13 protein-coding genes are annotated in these 14,998 nt (G+C 50.1%); 7 read left to right on the top strand and 6 right to left on the bottom strand.

All coding sequences use genetic code 11. The annotated features are described in order from the left end of the window. Positions 1-2: 2 nt before the first annotated feature. Positions 3-1,181 (top strand): sulfate reduction electron transfer complex DsrMKJOP subunit DsrP, encoded by a 1,179-nt coding sequence (gene dsrP, locus ACN5NT_RS15915; protein ID WP_136796775.1) that lies wholly within the window; start codon positions 3-5, stop codon positions 1,179-1,181. A 121-nt stretch (positions 1,182-1,302) separates the two neighbouring features. Then, a complete protein-coding gene (locus tag ACN5NT_RS15910; protein WP_419176089.1) occupies positions 1,303-1,944 on the top strand; it encodes a hypothetical protein in 642 nt (213 codons plus the stop codon). Positions 1,945-2,043: 99 nt separating this feature from the next. Here ACN5NT_RS15910 and ACN5NT_RS15905 read toward each other — a convergent pair whose 3' ends face one another. Next, entirely contained in the window at positions 2,044-2,838 is a 795-nt protein-coding gene (locus ACN5NT_RS15905; protein ID WP_136796773.1) for a prepilin peptidase, read from the bottom strand. Positions 2,839-2,902: 64 nt separating this feature from the next. Between ACN5NT_RS15905 and ACN5NT_RS15900 the strand changes: the two genes are divergently transcribed. Genes ACN5NT_RS15900 through aroA form a run of 5 tightly spaced genes read left to right on the top strand, consistent with a single transcriptional unit; the run spans position 2,903 to position 7,615 of the window. Further along, entirely contained in the window at positions 2,903-3,694 is a 792-nt protein-coding gene (locus tag ACN5NT_RS15900; RefSeq protein WP_419176088.1) for a dihydroorotate dehydrogenase electron transfer subunit, read from the top strand. Then, positions 3,682-4,641, top strand: coding sequence for a dihydroorotate dehydrogenase (locus ACN5NT_RS15895; RefSeq protein WP_419176087.1), 960 nt, complete (start codon positions 3,682-3,684; stop codon positions 4,639-4,641). Before ACN5NT_RS15900 ends, ACN5NT_RS15895 begins: the two co-directional genes overlap by 13 nt. A 48-nt stretch (positions 4,642-4,689) precedes the next feature. Beyond that, positions 4,690-5,394: a type I 3-dehydroquinate dehydratase gene (gene aroD / locus ACN5NT_RS15890; RefSeq protein WP_419176086.1), complete on the top strand. Its 705-nt coding sequence runs from the start codon at positions 4,690-4,692 to the stop codon at positions 5,392-5,394. 45 nt (positions 5,395-5,439) lie between these two features. Further along, positions 5,440-6,285, top strand: coding sequence for a shikimate dehydrogenase (locus ACN5NT_RS15885; protein ID WP_419176085.1), 846 nt, complete (start codon positions 5,440-5,442; stop codon positions 6,283-6,285). Between the two features lie 58 nt (positions 6,286-6,343). Next, complete coding sequence (gene aroA / locus ACN5NT_RS15880; RefSeq protein ID WP_136796769.1) at positions 6,344-7,615, top strand: 3-phosphoshikimate 1-carboxyvinyltransferase; 1,272 nt, start codon at positions 6,344-6,346, stop codon at positions 7,613-7,615. Between the two features lie 80 nt (positions 7,616-7,695). Here the strand turns inward: aroA and ACN5NT_RS15875 are convergent, their stop codons facing one another. The 5 genes from ACN5NT_RS15875 to ACN5NT_RS15855 all read right to left on the bottom strand — a co-directional run bounded on the left by ACN5NT_RS15875 (position 7,696) and on the right by ACN5NT_RS15855 (position 14,303). Then, the gene (locus tag ACN5NT_RS15875) at positions 7,696-8,535 is read right to left on the bottom strand and encodes an SAM hydrolase/SAM-dependent halogenase family protein (RefSeq protein ID WP_419176084.1); all 840 of its coding nucleotides are present in this window, start codon (positions 8,533-8,535) and stop codon (positions 7,696-7,698) included. Positions 8,536-8,562: 27 nt separating this feature from the next. Then, positions 8,563-9,738, bottom strand: a complete 1,176-nt coding sequence (locus tag ACN5NT_RS15870) for a murein transglycosylase A (protein ID WP_419176083.1) — start codon at positions 9,736-9,738, stop codon at positions 8,563-8,565. A gap of 76 nt (positions 9,739-9,814) precedes the next feature. Continuing rightward, positions 9,815-10,954 carry a lytic murein transglycosylase gene (locus tag ACN5NT_RS15865; RefSeq protein ID WP_419176082.1) on the bottom strand — a complete coding sequence of 380 codons (1,140 nt, stop codon included), beginning with the start codon at positions 10,952-10,954 and terminating at the stop codon, positions 9,815-9,817. 13 nt (positions 10,955-10,967) lie between these two features. Continuing rightward, positions 10,968-11,930: a DHH family phosphoesterase gene (locus ACN5NT_RS15860; RefSeq protein WP_419176081.1), complete on the bottom strand. Its 963-nt coding sequence runs from the start codon at positions 11,928-11,930 to the stop codon at positions 10,968-10,970. A 33-nt stretch (positions 11,931-11,963) separates the two neighbouring features. Then, positions 11,964-14,303, bottom strand: a complete 2,340-nt coding sequence (locus ACN5NT_RS15855; protein ID WP_419176080.1) for an LPS-assembly protein LptD — start codon at positions 14,301-14,303, stop codon at positions 11,964-11,966. Positions 14,304-14,998: the final 695 nt, after the last annotated feature.

The raw sequence follows: 14,998 nt of genomic DNA, 5'->3' as shown, positions 1-14,998 counted from the left end.
TCATGATAGAAAAAGCGTTGAAAGGCAATAGTGCCTACTGGATGTGGCTCGCTTTCCTGAGCGCATTCATTGCAGTTGGAGCTTTCTGCTACTACCGGCAGTTCACAATTGGTATGGGACTGACCGGTATGGGACGTGACCTCTCCTGGGGTCTCTATATTTCTCAGTTTACCTTTCTGGTTGGTGTGGCTGCTGGTGGATTGATGCTGGTTCTCCCATACTATATCCACAACTACAAAGTTTTCGGACGTATCACTATTCTTGGTGAGTTTCTCGCCATTGGTGCGCTGATTATCTGTCTGATGTTCATCCTTGCCGATGTTGGTCAGGTAGATCGTGGTTTGAACATGATTTTCTACCCAACCCCTAATTCCATGCTGTTCTGGGATATGTTGGTACTGTGGGGTTATCTTATTCTCAACGTGATCTGTGGTTGGGTTATTCTTACCGCTGAGCGCAAGCAGGTTGCTCCACCGAAATGGGTTTATATCTTCGTATATATTTCCATTCCGTTTGCTGTTTCCATCCACACCGTAACCGCGATGCTGTATATGGGTCTGCCAGGTAAACATCTCTGGTTGACTGCGATTACCGCACCACGATTCCTCGCTTCCGCGTTTGCGGCCGGACCTGCCATCATCGTTATTGCATGTCTTGTCATGAAGCGTGTTGCTAATTTTGATGCTGGTAAAGAGGCGATCAGTAAGCTGACCACCATCATTATGTACGCAGCGATTATTAACGCGTTCTTCATGCTGCTGGAATTCTTTGTGGGCTGGTATTCGAACATTCCGGGTCATAAGCATTCCCTTGAGTACCTCTTCTTCGGTCTTGAGCATCACGGTCACGTGTATAATAACCTTGTTCCTTTCATGTGGACCGCGACATTCCTCTGCTTTGGTTCACTTGCAGTCTTCGGTTACATGAAGATTACCAAGGTATACAACGAGGCACTGATTGGGCTTGCCTGTGCGGGTACCTTTGTCGCTCTTTACCTTGATAAGGGACTTGGCTTCCTCTTTGGTGGATTGGTTGTTAGCCCACTCGAAGAGATCAACGAGTACTACCCGACTGCTAACGAAATTGGTATTACGCTCGGTATCTGGGCTGCAGGTATCCTGATCGTAACCATCCTCTACAAAATTGCAGTGGGTGTAGAGCACGAGGTAGAAGGACACTAATCGTCTTCTTTTACATATAAAAAGCCCCCGAGAAATCGGGGGCTTTTTTTTTGCCTGAAATTTGGTATATTGTGCAAAATGTGCGTAATGGCGAGTAATTATTCTGCAGAGAGAGGTGGCGGTGAACACAAAACGGGTACTGATCGTTTACTACTCATTTTCGGGACAAACCCAGTTGCTGATACAAAAACTGGTTAATGGCCTTGAAGAGGAAGGCGTTGAGGTGGTATTGGAGCGACTGGAGCCTGTCGTTCATATCACTTTTCCTTTTCTGACATGGAAGAAAATGGCGGATGTGATGATTTCATCGTTTTTTCGACGACATGTGCAAATATTTCCAGTGGACCATTTGGTAGACCGGAAATGGGATTCAGTGATACTTGCCGGGCCTACCTGGTCATATAATCCAAGTGGTCCCATGCTTGATTTTCTCGACAGGTATGGCAGCAAACTACTTGCCGGCACAACTGTAATACCGTTTATCTCATGTCGGTCATACTGGAGGGTTCACTATTGGGGGCTGAAAGCAATTCTGAAAAATTTCGGGGCCAGGGTCAAATCCCCAATAGTGTATCTTCATTCGAGCTCGGAACCATGGCGTACCATCGGGCTTTTCCTGCAGTTGGTCGGTCGCCTGCCCCGTTTAGAATCTTCCTGGTTCAGGAAACGTTATCCTCGATATGGTCACAGTAAAGAACAGTACGAGGATGCCATAGAACGGGGGCGTGAACTGGCAATTGAACTGGCTGAGAGATCCGAATGATGAGCCTGTGAGTTTTTGCTGTCAAAGACTCATTAAAAATTTTCAGAACTGATGATCTTTTTCGCGCAAACGCATCAAGGCCGGCGCTGAGGTCAGATACTACGGCCACTCACCTTTGAGGTAGAGATCGAAATAAAAATGTATGGTTGGTGCGTAGAACAGATACACCAGACCTGCCAGCGAGAGAAAAGGCCCGAAAGGGATTTTGGTCTTACCGCCTTTCTTCTGAATGAGCATTGCGGCAATACCGACTATTGAGCCGGAAAGCGAGCTTGCGAAGAAAATAAAGGGCAATGACTGCCAGCCCAGAAATGCACCGAGCATGGCCAGTAACTTGATATCGCCACCACCCATGCCATCTTGTTTTCGCCAGATGAAATAGAGCAGGGCAATAGCATAGAGAACGCCGCCGCCTGCAAGTATGCCTATCAGTGAGTCAGACCAGCTGACATAGGGATTGACCAGAGAAAAGAGAAAGCCGAGCACAATACCTGGCAGGCTGATTACATCAGGTATGATCTGCAGGTGAATGTCTATATAAATAATAGCCAGCAAGGCTGCGCAGAAGATAAAATAACCGGCCGCGGCAACGGAAAGGCCGAATTTGGCGAAAACCGCCATTGAGAGCACTGCCATCAGAATTTCCACCACCGGATATTGCAGCGAAATTTTTACATCGCAGTGACGGCACTTTCCGAGTTGGACAATATAGCTCAGAACAGGTATATTCTCATACCATGCGAGTGAATGTTTACATACAGGACAATGTGAAGCGGGAAATACGATTGACGCATCTTCTTCTGGCAGGCGCAGAATAACAACGTTCAGAAAGCTTCCTACAATAGCACCCAAAAGTGCAGAAAACACCAGTATCATCGGGTCGGTTACAACCATTCACAGCCTCATTTCATAAACAGTAATCTGAAGTATCTCAAACCAAAAAAGAGCAGACGTAACTATGCCACAATATCAGGAAAAAACAATAGTTACCCGTGTAGAGCACTTGTCGGAAGAAAACGTCCGGCTAACACTCAAAGCACCGCAGATAGCCAGTGCTTGCAAACCGGGTCAATTTGTCATGATTCGTGCCGCTTTAGGCAAAGATCCGCTATTGCGGAGACCGTTTTCAATCCATCAGGCTGATTCCAGCGGTCATATCCAATTGTATTTCAAGATTGTCGGCCGTGGAACAGATCTTCTTGCTCACCTGAAAGTGGGAGAAGAGGTTTCAGTACTGGGGCCACTCGGCAAGGCTTTCACCATCGATAAAGACCGACCGGTTTGCCTTGTCGGTGGCGGCCTGGGCATTGCACCAATGCTCTATCTCGCCAAAGAGATCAGTCGCAGTAAGACAGGTTCTACCAATGGAGATCTGGTGATACTTGGCGGCCGTACAAAAGGTGAGGTTGAACCTGTAATGGCTGACTTTGATGAAATCGGCATTCGTACTCTTGCAACCACGGATGACGGTTCCTACGGCACTAAAGGTTTTGTGACCGAACTTCTCAAAAGTTCTGACTTGCCTGCAAACACGCAGGTGTATGCCTGCGGGCCTGAGCCTATGATGGGTGCTGTAAGCCTCTGGTGCGAAGAACAGAAACTCGCCTGCCAGGTATCAGTCGAAAGTGTCATGGCTTGCGGTATGGGTGCCTGCCTGGGCTGTTCCAGACCTGTAGGCGATGGTAAATATGTTCATGTCTGTCTGGATGGTCCGGTTTTTGATGCAAGGGAGCTGAAATGGAATTCGTAAATACCAGAGGCCCCGAATCCGGTGAGCCGGATCTGCGTGTAAAAATTGGCAGCCTGGAGCTTGCCAACCCGGTTATGACAGCTTCGGGAACATTCGGCTATGCCAGCGAGTTCGAAGAACTGATGAATCTGCAAAAGCTGGGAGCGGTGATAGTCAAGGGGATCTCTCTTGAGCCGCGACCGGGAAATCCGCCGCCACGAATTGTGGAGACTGCCTGCGGTATGCTGAATGCGATTGGTTTGCAGAACGTCGGTGTTGATCGCTTTATTACAGAGAAAATGCCGTATCTCCATGGCCTTAATGTTCCTGTGATCGTCAACATCCTCGGTGGTTCGATTGAAGAATACCGGGAAATCACCAAACGGCTCGAAGGCGTACCAGGGGTGGCGGGTATAGAGGTCAACATCTCCTGCCCAAACGTCAAAGAAGGCGGAGTTGCCTTCGGTGGCGATCCTAAGATGGCCGCAGCAGTAACTACTGCGGTCAAAGAGGTGTGCTCTGTTCCGGTGATCGTCAAGCTCTCTCCCAATGTAACAGATATCAAGGAGATGGCTTACGCTGTGCAGGAGGGTGGTGCCGACTCAATTTCCCTGATCAACACCTTGATCGGTATGGCCATTGATTTGAAAAAGAAGCGGCCTGAGCTGGCAAATGTCATTGGCGGTCTTTCCGGGCCGGCCATCAAGCCTGTTGCCTTGCGAATGGTCTTTGATGCGTCACAGGTTGTTTCCATCCCGCTTATTGGTATTGGCGGGATCGAATCGGCAGAAGATGCCTTGGAGTTCATGCTCGCCGGTGCCAGTGCGGTGCAGGTCGGGACAGCGAACTTTGTTAATCCCAGAGCGAGTGAAGATGTGGTTGACGGTATCCGCGAGTATGTTCTGGAAGAAAAACTCGAATCAGTCCGGGAGATGATTGGCGGATTGAGACTTGATTGGATCAGATAGGGCCAACGGGTACCTGCCTTGGATTTAGAGCAAATGGGTGATAAAGGGATGGGAGAGGAAATGCAGTCTGGTGGTCTGATTTGTGTTGCGATCGGTAAAGGTTCGGTGGCAGAGGCCATTGCCGCAGCTGAGATTGCCTCAGTTGAGGCCGATGTGGTGGAGATCCGGGTCGATGCTCTAGCTGATCCGGTAATTGAACCATTTCTTACCCGGATAGATCGCCCTCTGCTCTTTACCTGCAGGCCGGATTGGGAAGGCGGCTTTTTTGCCGGGCCTGAAGAGAGCCGTTTGGCACTCCTGGAGGAGGCGGTGAGTAGAGGGGCTGCTTTTATTGATCTTGAGTTGAAGGCTCCGCAAAGTTCTTTTGATCGTTTGCTGACCGGGCTGCAGGGATCGTCTACTAAGCTCATCGTCTCTAATCACAACTTCGAGTCGACCGGTTCCAGGGAGGAGCTGCTGGATATTCTCACCGCTATGAAAGATAAAGGTGCGGATATCGGTAAGATCATCACCACTGCCACGAACTTCAGCGATGTGCTGCGTGTATTGCAGTTGCAGGAGGATGCCCGCAAAATAGGTTTGCCGCTGATTGCCTTTTGCATGGGCCGCGCCGGAGTCATCAGCCGTTTAGCCACACTGGAGCTTGGTGGCTTTATGACCTACTGTGCACCGGACGATGGTGCAGGCACGGCGCCGGGGCAGATCTCAGTGACGGATATGCGTCGCGCCCTGAAGTCCCTCTCGATCGATTGAACCCCTGATAACCATTCAGCAAATTGTAATAACCCGGAGTCGTAAATGAATATATCCGGCAAAACCAGAGTATTCGGCATAATCGGTAACCCTGTCAGTCACTCCCTGAGTCCGCTGATGCATAACGCGGCCTTTGCGGAACTTGGTGAGGATTGTGTTTATGTACCTTTCCCGGTGGAAGATCTGCCCGCTGCAATTCGAGGTGTGAAAGGTCTCTCCATTTGTGGCGCAAGTGTCACCATTCCCCATAAGGAGAATGTGATTCCGCATTTGGATGAAGTTGATCCGGTAGCGGCAAGAATAGGGGCGGTCAATACGCTTCGCCTTGTTCAGGTCGAAGGCCGGAAAGTTCTTTGCGGGTCTAATACGGACTGGATTGGTGCCAACAGGGCATTGCAGGAAAAAATTGATTTAAAAGGTAAGCGCATCATCATCCTCGGGGCCGGTGGTTCCGTCCGGGCTCTGGGCTTCGGTTTCAAGGAAGCGGGCGCAGAGATTGTGCTGTGCAGCAGAACAGAGTCCCGGGGCAGGGCTCTGGCTGATGTTCTCGGTTGTGGTTGGTGCTCTCTTACCGAAGTGACGGAGTTGCAGGGAGATATCCTGGTCAATGCGACCTCTGTGGGCATGGCTCCGAATACTGACGCGAGTCTGGTGCCGGTGCAGGCCCTGGCTGGTTATGCGGTGGTGATGGATATCGTTTATTCTCCTTTGACGACCAGATTACTCAGGGAGGCGGCCGAGGCAGGCTGTATCACGGTAAATGGTCTTGAGATGTTGTTGTATCAAGGTGTAGCCCAGTTTGAACTCTGGACCGGCAAGACCGCACCCGTTGCAACCATGCGCCGGATACTTCTTGAAGCAACAGGAAACAGTGAGACCAAAAACATTTAGAATATGAGCCCGAAAGGGTTCGGCTGAAGTTACTGTACGGATAAATAAAGGAATTGTCATGATTGAAATAACACCTGTTCAAAAGATAGATAAGACTGTGACCTTGCCGGGCTCCAAAAGCCTCACCCAGCGAGCGCTTATTGCGGCCGCTCTGGGTAACGGCACCAGCACGCTTATTGGGCCACTGGTCAGCGAAGACACCGACTACTCATCAAAAGCACTTGGCCAGATGGGAATGACCATCACCAAGGGCGACGGTGTCTGGACAGTCGAAGGTGGCGGTGGAAAAATTCAGCCCAGTGATGAGCCGATTTACCTTGGCAATAATGGTACAGCAACACGCTTTCTCACCTCTGTAACCGGCCTGGGCCACTCAACTTTCATTATTGATGGTGACGAACGTATGCATGAACGCCCCATTGATCCGCTGATGAAAGCTCTGCAGGGATGGGGCGTTGACATTGCTTCTATCAATAACACGGGCTGCCCGCCACTGCGTATTCAGGGCAGCGGTTTGAGCGGTGGTGAAACTGTTCTCCCAGAGGGCAAGTCAAGCCAGTACCTCTCCTCACTCCTGCTGGTGGCACCTTATGCTGCTCAACCAGCTACCTTGAAAGTTGAGGGTGAGGTGCTTTCCAAGCCTTACGTGGCGATGACTCTGGCGGTTATGGCGGATTTCGGCATCATGGTTGAGGCGGCACCTGACTTCTCATCCTTTACCATTCCCCAGGGCTGTTATAAAGCGCAGGATTATAAAGTTGAGGGTGATGCTTCCAATGCTTCCTATTTCTGGGCTGCAGCAGCCGTGACAGGCGGTAAGGTGACCGTGAGCAATGTGCCGGTCCCTTCCCTGCAGGGTGATGCAATGCTGGTACCTCTGCTCGGCCGCATGGGCTGTGAGGTCGCAAAGGCAGGTGATGGTATAACAGTTTCCGCTTCCCGCCCGCTGGAAGGGATTACGGTCAATATGGGGGATATGCCCGACGTGGTGCCGACTCTGGCAGTGGTTGCGGCTTTCGCTCAGGGAAAAACCGAAATCACCAACATTGCCCATCTCCGCATCAAAGAGTGCGACAGACTTACAGCCACGGTGACCGAGTTGACCAAGATGGGTGCCACGGTTGAAGAGTTTGAAGACCGGATGATTATCCATGGTGATGGCGGTAAAAACCTGCATGGCGCCGATATCGAAACCTATAAAGATCATCGTATGGCGATGTGCTTTGCCGTGGCCGGACTCCGGGTACCTGGCGTAAAGATCCACGGTGAGAACTGCGTGGCAAAATCATTCCCTGATTTCTGGGAACGCTTCGCCTTGCTGCAGAAATAATTGCCAGTGTTCTGCTGAGTTGTCTCAGCAACAGGGGTAAGTGAAAAGGGGCTGTCTCAGGTTTTGAGACAGCCCCTTTTTTATTTCAGATCAGAGAGTGAAACATAAATTGTATCACCTGTGTTTGCACTGAGCAGCTTGCGGGCAGATCCTCCATTCACAGCGATCTCAAGGTGAAAGTGGCTATCGAAGTGCGCCAGTACATTACCCTCCGGGGCTGCTGAATAGCTGCCGCTTAAACCGTTGATCGTGGTGTTGCCGAGATGTATTTTGAGACTGCCCTTATCCTGTAGTGGCTGTACATCATCAGCCGTCAGATTGGTACAGAGATTACCAAATCTGTCGATATGTACTATTTCGCCGACAGCGGAGTCTGCTCGAAGTTCTTTTTGGGGTAACGGCAGGATAGTGCAGGAACTCAGTTCAATCTCGCTGCCGACCATGGATAGAGGTGTACCGGATGCCAGAGCGGCTGCTACCGGTGCCATGATGTCACGACCGTGAAAGGTGGTGCTGATTTGAGGTAAAAAGAGCTTTTTATTGGTCACCTGGTAGACCCGTACGGGATCAGTGCGGGGTGATGCGCTTTGCAGTATCCGGGTAAACACGCCATTATCGGGACCTATGAAAATATGTTGTTGGTTCGTGATGGCTATAACCCGGCGATCAGAACCAACGCCGGGATCAATCACCGCAACATGAACAGTTCCCTTGGGAAAATACCGGCAGGCTCTAGCCAGCAACCAGGAAGCGCAATGAATATCCTGGGCGGGAATGGTGTGGCAGATATCAATGAGCTGAACTGTTGCGGGCGGGGAGAGTCTGGAAAGAATTACTCCCTTCATTACCGCAACATATTCATCGTCTGTACCGAAATCAGTGGTTAGGGTTATGGTTCGGCAGTTAGTTGTGATTGCCATAGAATAATCAAGTCTCGGGTAGTTGATCTAATGAGATGGTGGCATGTCAGATACTGCCGGGAAACCCTTCTTAATAAAAAGGTAGAGTTTGCCGGGCTGTCTCATTACACCGGCTGCGTGTTTGGCATAGTGCCCGGAACCCATAAAGAGGTCTACGCGACCAGGGCCCTCTATTGCGGCACCGCTGTCCTGTGGCAGTACAAATCGCTTATCCGGAACCCAGGCAACCACCTCGCCGCCATCGTTTAAAATCGGTACGGTGCTACTCATCCAATAGAATACTCCGGTCGATAGCAGGGACTGGTCTAAAGCGATAGATCGGCCGGCAGTGAGCGGCAATCCCAGGCTTCCGTTTGGCGGGCCATCATCACCCCAGTTAAAAAAGATGATTCTGGGGTTGTAGTGCAGCACCCGCCTTTGTTCCTCCGGGTGATGAGCAAGATACTGTTTGATGTTGGGAGTGGAGGAATTGCGGAGTTCAAGCTTACCCTCATCAACCAGCAGCTTACCGATGCTTTTGTAACCATGACCATTATGCCCGGCAAAGCGAACAGACCTGATACTCCCATCTGGCAATGAAATCCTCCCAGACCCTTGTATCTGCAGAAAAAAGGCAGAGACCGGATCGGCAAGATAAACCAGCTCAGAGCTGGCCAGCACGTTGGAACCTTCAATTTCAGCCCGGGTCCAGAAGGGGAGGAAAGCATTATTTTTTCCGATTCTGCCTACTTCAGTTTGCCCTGTGTTGCTTTTCCTGGATACCAGGGATGGTGGTGGGGAATAGATGGGGAACCTGAATTTGGGTGTTTTTTGCAGGCTGCCCTGGATTACCGGTTCGAAGTAGCCGGTAACGAGCATAGTGTTTCCAGGGCCAGACCTCCGCCCGGTGGATTGATAAATCTCAAATCTTTCAGTCAGCTTCCGGTTGAGTTGTTCGGCGCCACTGGCATTTTCTATGAGCGTGATGAACTCATCCAACGATGAGATCAGCCAGTTGCGGGAATAGCTCAATCCATAAATCTTTGCAGTATGGTCGACGGGCAGTTGGGCAAGATATGAACGATGAATCCGTGCGGCGGTAAGGAGAGATTCCTGTGAATCATCGTCGGTGAAGACCGGTACATCCCCTGGGGCAACAGGCTGTATTGCTGCATAAACCTGAGCAGCGTGCCAGGGTACACAGAGCGAAAGAAAGAGTAACAATAAATAACAGCGCACAATTAAAATAATATCTCTCCGATTGTCAGGGAAAGTTTGAAATATCATCAGGTGAGTTATGTTACCTGGTCATAGCCTGAGCGAAATGAGTCACTATCATGGCATATCTGTTTGAATGATTCCAGGCGGTAATGGCCTGAAAATTCGGGTAGCCGGCATAGTACTGAGGGGTTTTACCAAAAAAAGGATTAGGTTGAAATTCAACAACAACCAAAGGTCTGTTATCAGGGGATGGAGGGAGCTCGACTCCCTGGGCGTCCTGTATTTCCTGTCGTGGTAGTCGGCCTCTGCGGCCTGCTTCAAGAACCTCTTTAAGATTGTCTGTGTTGAGTTCGTTGCCTATGTTCACTATAACGGGTGCATCCAGCACCCAGTGATGGCGGTGCAGATAATTGGCAATGGAGGCAAGAATATCGGGGATCGAGTCGAAGATATCAGGCTTGTCGTCATCATCAAAACTGACAGCATATTCCCTGAAACTGGAAGGAATGAACTGTGGCTGACCAAAGGCACCAGCATACGATCCCATTACGGACCGGGGGCTAAGCCCGTACTCCCTGCATAACAGCAGAAAATTGACAAGTTCATCCCTGAAGAATCCGGACCTTCTCGGATAGTTGCTGAACAGGGTGTTTAAAACACGAAAAACTTCATGTTTTCCCTGTCGCTGACCAAACCTGGTTTCAATACCCCATATGGCAATCAGGTACTCCCTGTCGACACCGTAACGTGCTTCAATTGCATCGAGCAACTCACGATGCTCTTCCAGCTTTTCTTTTCCCGCCTGTATTATCGCAGGGGTGGCCAATAATGCCAGATACTTGAGGTAGGGGCGTGATTCCACTTGGTCACTGATCAGGTTCAGGGCCGCCTGGTCTATAGTGAGGCCGGAGAAGAGACTGGCCAGTTCAATTCTGTCAAAGCCGTGATCGTTGGCTAATTCGTCAAAAAGCTTCCGGTAATCAGCTGTGTCAATGTTGATGATAACATCGTCGGTACCCGGTGCCGACTCAGGTGGGTTTTCTGTTGCCTGGGATACCCCGGCAGATAAATGCCCGGCCAGCGGCTTGAAAAAATATCCGCCGATAAGGCAAAGGCAGGCAACGGCCACAGCAACAAGCAGACGTAGTCTGTGAGGTGGCCTGGTACTCTTCGATAATGCGCTTTTTTCCAGCATGGGCTGTTTGGTTTGACGGGTCACACCATCACCGGAATCAAGGATACGTGCTGTTAAATTTCTCTATAAATTGGTCAAGCATCTCAGCGGGAAGACTGTTGATTCCTGCAGCGGCCTCACGGCCTCCGCCTGTCGGGAACTGCTTACAGAGTTGAACAGCATCGCGTTTGTCATTCAGTGGCGCGCGGACGCTGATGCGTAGACTGCTGTCGCTGTTCTCTGTTATCAGGGCATGGGCGGCATCCATCTTCTCCCGAGCCTTGAGGTTGGCAAAAACACCTGAAACGCGCCTTGCCCAGGCCTCATCGGGGAAGAAGTAGAGTCTGTTTTTGCCCGTGTTGGGATATTCCCTGACGGCCATTGCACGCTCCATATCGTTCCGGAAACCGTCCCGAAGTCGGCCAAGCTCTGGAGATTCGCTGTGGAATGCCAGAGGATCGGTGTATTTCGATACCGCCCTGTATAACTCGGCGGGCTCGAAATGCAGATCAGCTATGTCTGCGCCATAACCGTTGTAGTTCAGAAGCTCGCCAATTTCACGAAGCGAATTGATTTGCAGCTCCTTCAATCCAAGACTCGCCGAAAGCTTTTCTGCCTGGACGTGCAGGTTATCTCCATAGGCGCCGCAAACAGCCCAGGCGGCGAAACGGTCGCTGAGCAGTTTATTGACTATGAGCGAAGTGCAGGTATCTGCAGAGAGGTCGATGTGTGCTGTCAGCAGCGGATTGTCGGGGATCGGTTCGGCGGCGTGATGGTCTATATATTGGATGGTGTTGTTGCGCGCCAGGAGTTCAAGCAGACCGTCCCTGTTGCTGTCCAGGGAAACATCGAGCACCGTAATCATGGCGTCTTCGGTCTCGGCAAGCTCGGGCTTGGCCAGAAGCTTGATGTCTCGTTTCACACCGGTAATACAGACAGCCTCAGGCTGAGGTTCGGCAAGACGGAGTTGGTGCAGGGCACAAATCCCGTCACCGTCTCCGTTAAAAATATCAAAATACATTGTATCCTCTAATCCAACGTCATCGTTGGGTGATTACATGTCAACCCTGAACGGGTTGCCGAGATTAGCCAGGCTGAAGGTGACCATGAAACGGGTGTCTTCAGGTGTATACTTGGTCTGGAACTCGATACCCCAGCATTTTGCCAGGTAAAGGAGCGATACATTTGCCTCATTCGTCTCGTCTTCAGCGAGCGATTGTTCGACCTCGATTTCGGCGTACCAGTTATAGAACAGTTTGGCGTTTATTGTGCCGTTCAGCTGTTCAACATCTTCTCCTTCAAGGTAACTGTAATCAAGGCTGAAAAAATCTCCTCTGCGATTGATGTAGCTACTCTCCACACTGTGTCGAACGAATCCGTCACCGTAGACATTATAGTCGGTTTCGTATTTCAGATAGGTTCTGGTGGTCGGCCTGAAGGCCAGGCGCAGGGTAACATCCGAGAAGGGTTCGTCCACCACCTCGTTGGCGAAGTTGCCGTCGTTGGTGTCGGTGAAGTCGTAGCTTTGAAAAATTTTCAGGTAGCCGAGTTCACGTTCTTTAGCGCCGCTGTAAATGTGGAAGAAGTTGTCGACACCATAGGTGATCTTGTTCTCTTCAAGAACCCGGTCGACATCGTCGAAGTCAGGGAGGTCATCCTGGTTGACATCTGTGACATAGTTATATTTGATATACGGGTACACCTGGTGATCAAAGGCTGAGTACGTTTCACCGGAGAGTGGGAATTCCCTCAGGAGGGTGGAGCCAATTTCCATTTCAAAATCAGCCAGTAACCTGTTTTCGGTACTGCCGTAATCGTTGTCGGGATCGCCATCACCATATTCTTCAATCACATAAAAGGTATTGCGAACACCAAGTTCTGCCCGCGATTCCAGGTATTGAGACAGTGGTATTGGGGTGCTGATCGCCGGGCGAATGTCGAAGCGATGCGCTCCCACACCATCTTCCCGGTAATAATTTACATAGTCCGCATCCCATTTAAAGCTGGTAATGGTGTTGGTGATGGGCACCAGCCCTGCGAATTTAATTTCGGGAAGCTTCCACAATGGAGTGGGGTCATCTTTTTCTTCCCGAACATCGTTGATGACCAGAAAGTTGCCCTGCAGAGACATGCCGTCCCAGCTCTTCTGGAATTTGAGGGTGTTCTCCCGGGTGTCATCGGTGCGGTTTTCAAACCCTCGCCCGTAGGTGTCGAGAAAACGTTTGTCGCTATCATCAAAGCCGGTATAACCGCTCTTGAACTCGGTGAGATAATCACGATCGGAGACTATATCGATATCAAGGCGGGAATTCCAGCCGTCGCCAAAACCATGGTCCGCCTTACCGCGAATCCAATAGCGATCGCTGTTGTCGTGGGTATAACCTGTGTCGGTATAATAATCGGAGGTGAAGTCGCCGTCAGAGAGGTCATCGTTGAGGTAGTTGCCGATGATCTCACCTTTACTGTCCTGGGCCAGGGTATAGCGAAACTCAACTCCCGACATCAGACCGCGATCTTCGAAAAACTCGGGTATGAATGTCATATCCGTGTATTCGTTAATAGCCCAGAAAAAGGGGATGCCGATGCTGAAACCACCGGCGTTTGAACTGGAGATCTCGGGCAGCAACAAGCCGGACTGACGTGTTTCCTTTACCGGTACCACCAGATATGGCGAGTACATGACGGGAACACCTTTGATATTGAACTTGGCATGTTTCAATATCGCATAGCCGTCCTGCTTTACCGTGGTATCAGCAGCAGAAAAGCTCCATGGCGGCTTTTCATCATCTTCGATATCACAGGTAATAACCCATCCGTCAGCAATGTGATATGTGTTGAGGCCGGTCTTTTCGACAGCTTTACCCTCAAGATGCAGGTCATCTTCTTTTCTTTTGATGACCGCTTCTGTGAACGTTCCCGTTTCCGTCTCGAGCCGGATAACACCTTCATCGGCCAACAGGGTATCATCCTTGCCGATGACTTTGACGTTTCCCTTGGCCTTGATGGTTTTTGCATCAACGTCGTACGTGAGCCAATCCGCCTCTATCCGGAGAGCAGTTTCATATTGCTCACCCCCCTTGACCTGTTCATCGATCTCACCGGCTGTGACTGCTTTCGGGGCAGGTTCACCAAGAAGTGTGGACCAGTCGGTCACCTTCTCTTTTGGTTTTAAAGTCTTAGGTGGAAGTTTGACACGCTTTTCCAGAACGATATTGCCCTCAGCGACTATGCTGCTAGGATCCTCATACCTGATTATCCTGTCAGCAGAAATATCCCACTCTGCGGTAGATACTCCTTCGGCAAGGAGTATGGCAGGTGCAAGCAACAGGGATGGGATGGCCAGCGCTGTAAACACAGCTCTTCGGACAGAGCCTTTTACAGAAGAGGATGTCACAATATGCTCCTTATGAAGGTTTGACGGTTGAGTACTGCTCTTTTTTTTGTAAGCAGTGCCTGGTGGCAAACATGTCATGTATTATATACGGGTAAAAAAAGACGTACTGCTCTGATTTCATCATAAAACACAGGCAGAAGTAAATACTGGAGTGTACGTTTCTCGCATTTTTGTGTCAAGTTTAAAGTCGGAGATTTGGGCTTGATAATGGAGGGGAATTGTTTTACTTTTGTATTTGCTAGGGTTCAAAAGCGAACCAAGCCCCCGTCTTTTGCGTTTTTCGCCCTGTCCTTGTAACCTCTCCGGTGGTTGTAACTTCGTTATTGCGACAAAGTGGACCTAGGGAGTATTATCAGGGTACTCATTTGAATAAGAGTGCGGCCACGCAAAAGGAAAAGGCCTTGTAAAGATTTCTTCCGGATACAGCCTCGCAGAAAGATTTAGTTGAAAATCTCTGGGGTTGTCGCCGAAAGCATAAATGAACGACCGGGAAAATGTAACGATATCTGATGGGAATAAAGCTCAGATGGCAGCCCGGGAAGAGATTTAAGGATTTCTTCGAAGAAGGTAATTAGATTGGAGGCAGGCCAAGCCTGTTACGTCGATAACTATCCAGATACTCAATTCGCCGGGTTGCTCCCCAGGCGATGGGCATGAAGTAGTGCTCACAAGACGTGATAGAATGCCAGCCGGAA

This window comes from Desulfosediminicola sp. (genome assembly GCF_048381775.1).
GTDB classification, from domain to species: Bacteria; Desulfobacterota; Desulfobulbia; order Desulfobulbales; family Desulfocapsaceae; genus Desulfopila; species Desulfopila ganghwensis.
This window is presented reverse-complemented; position numbering and strand designations above follow the sequence as displayed.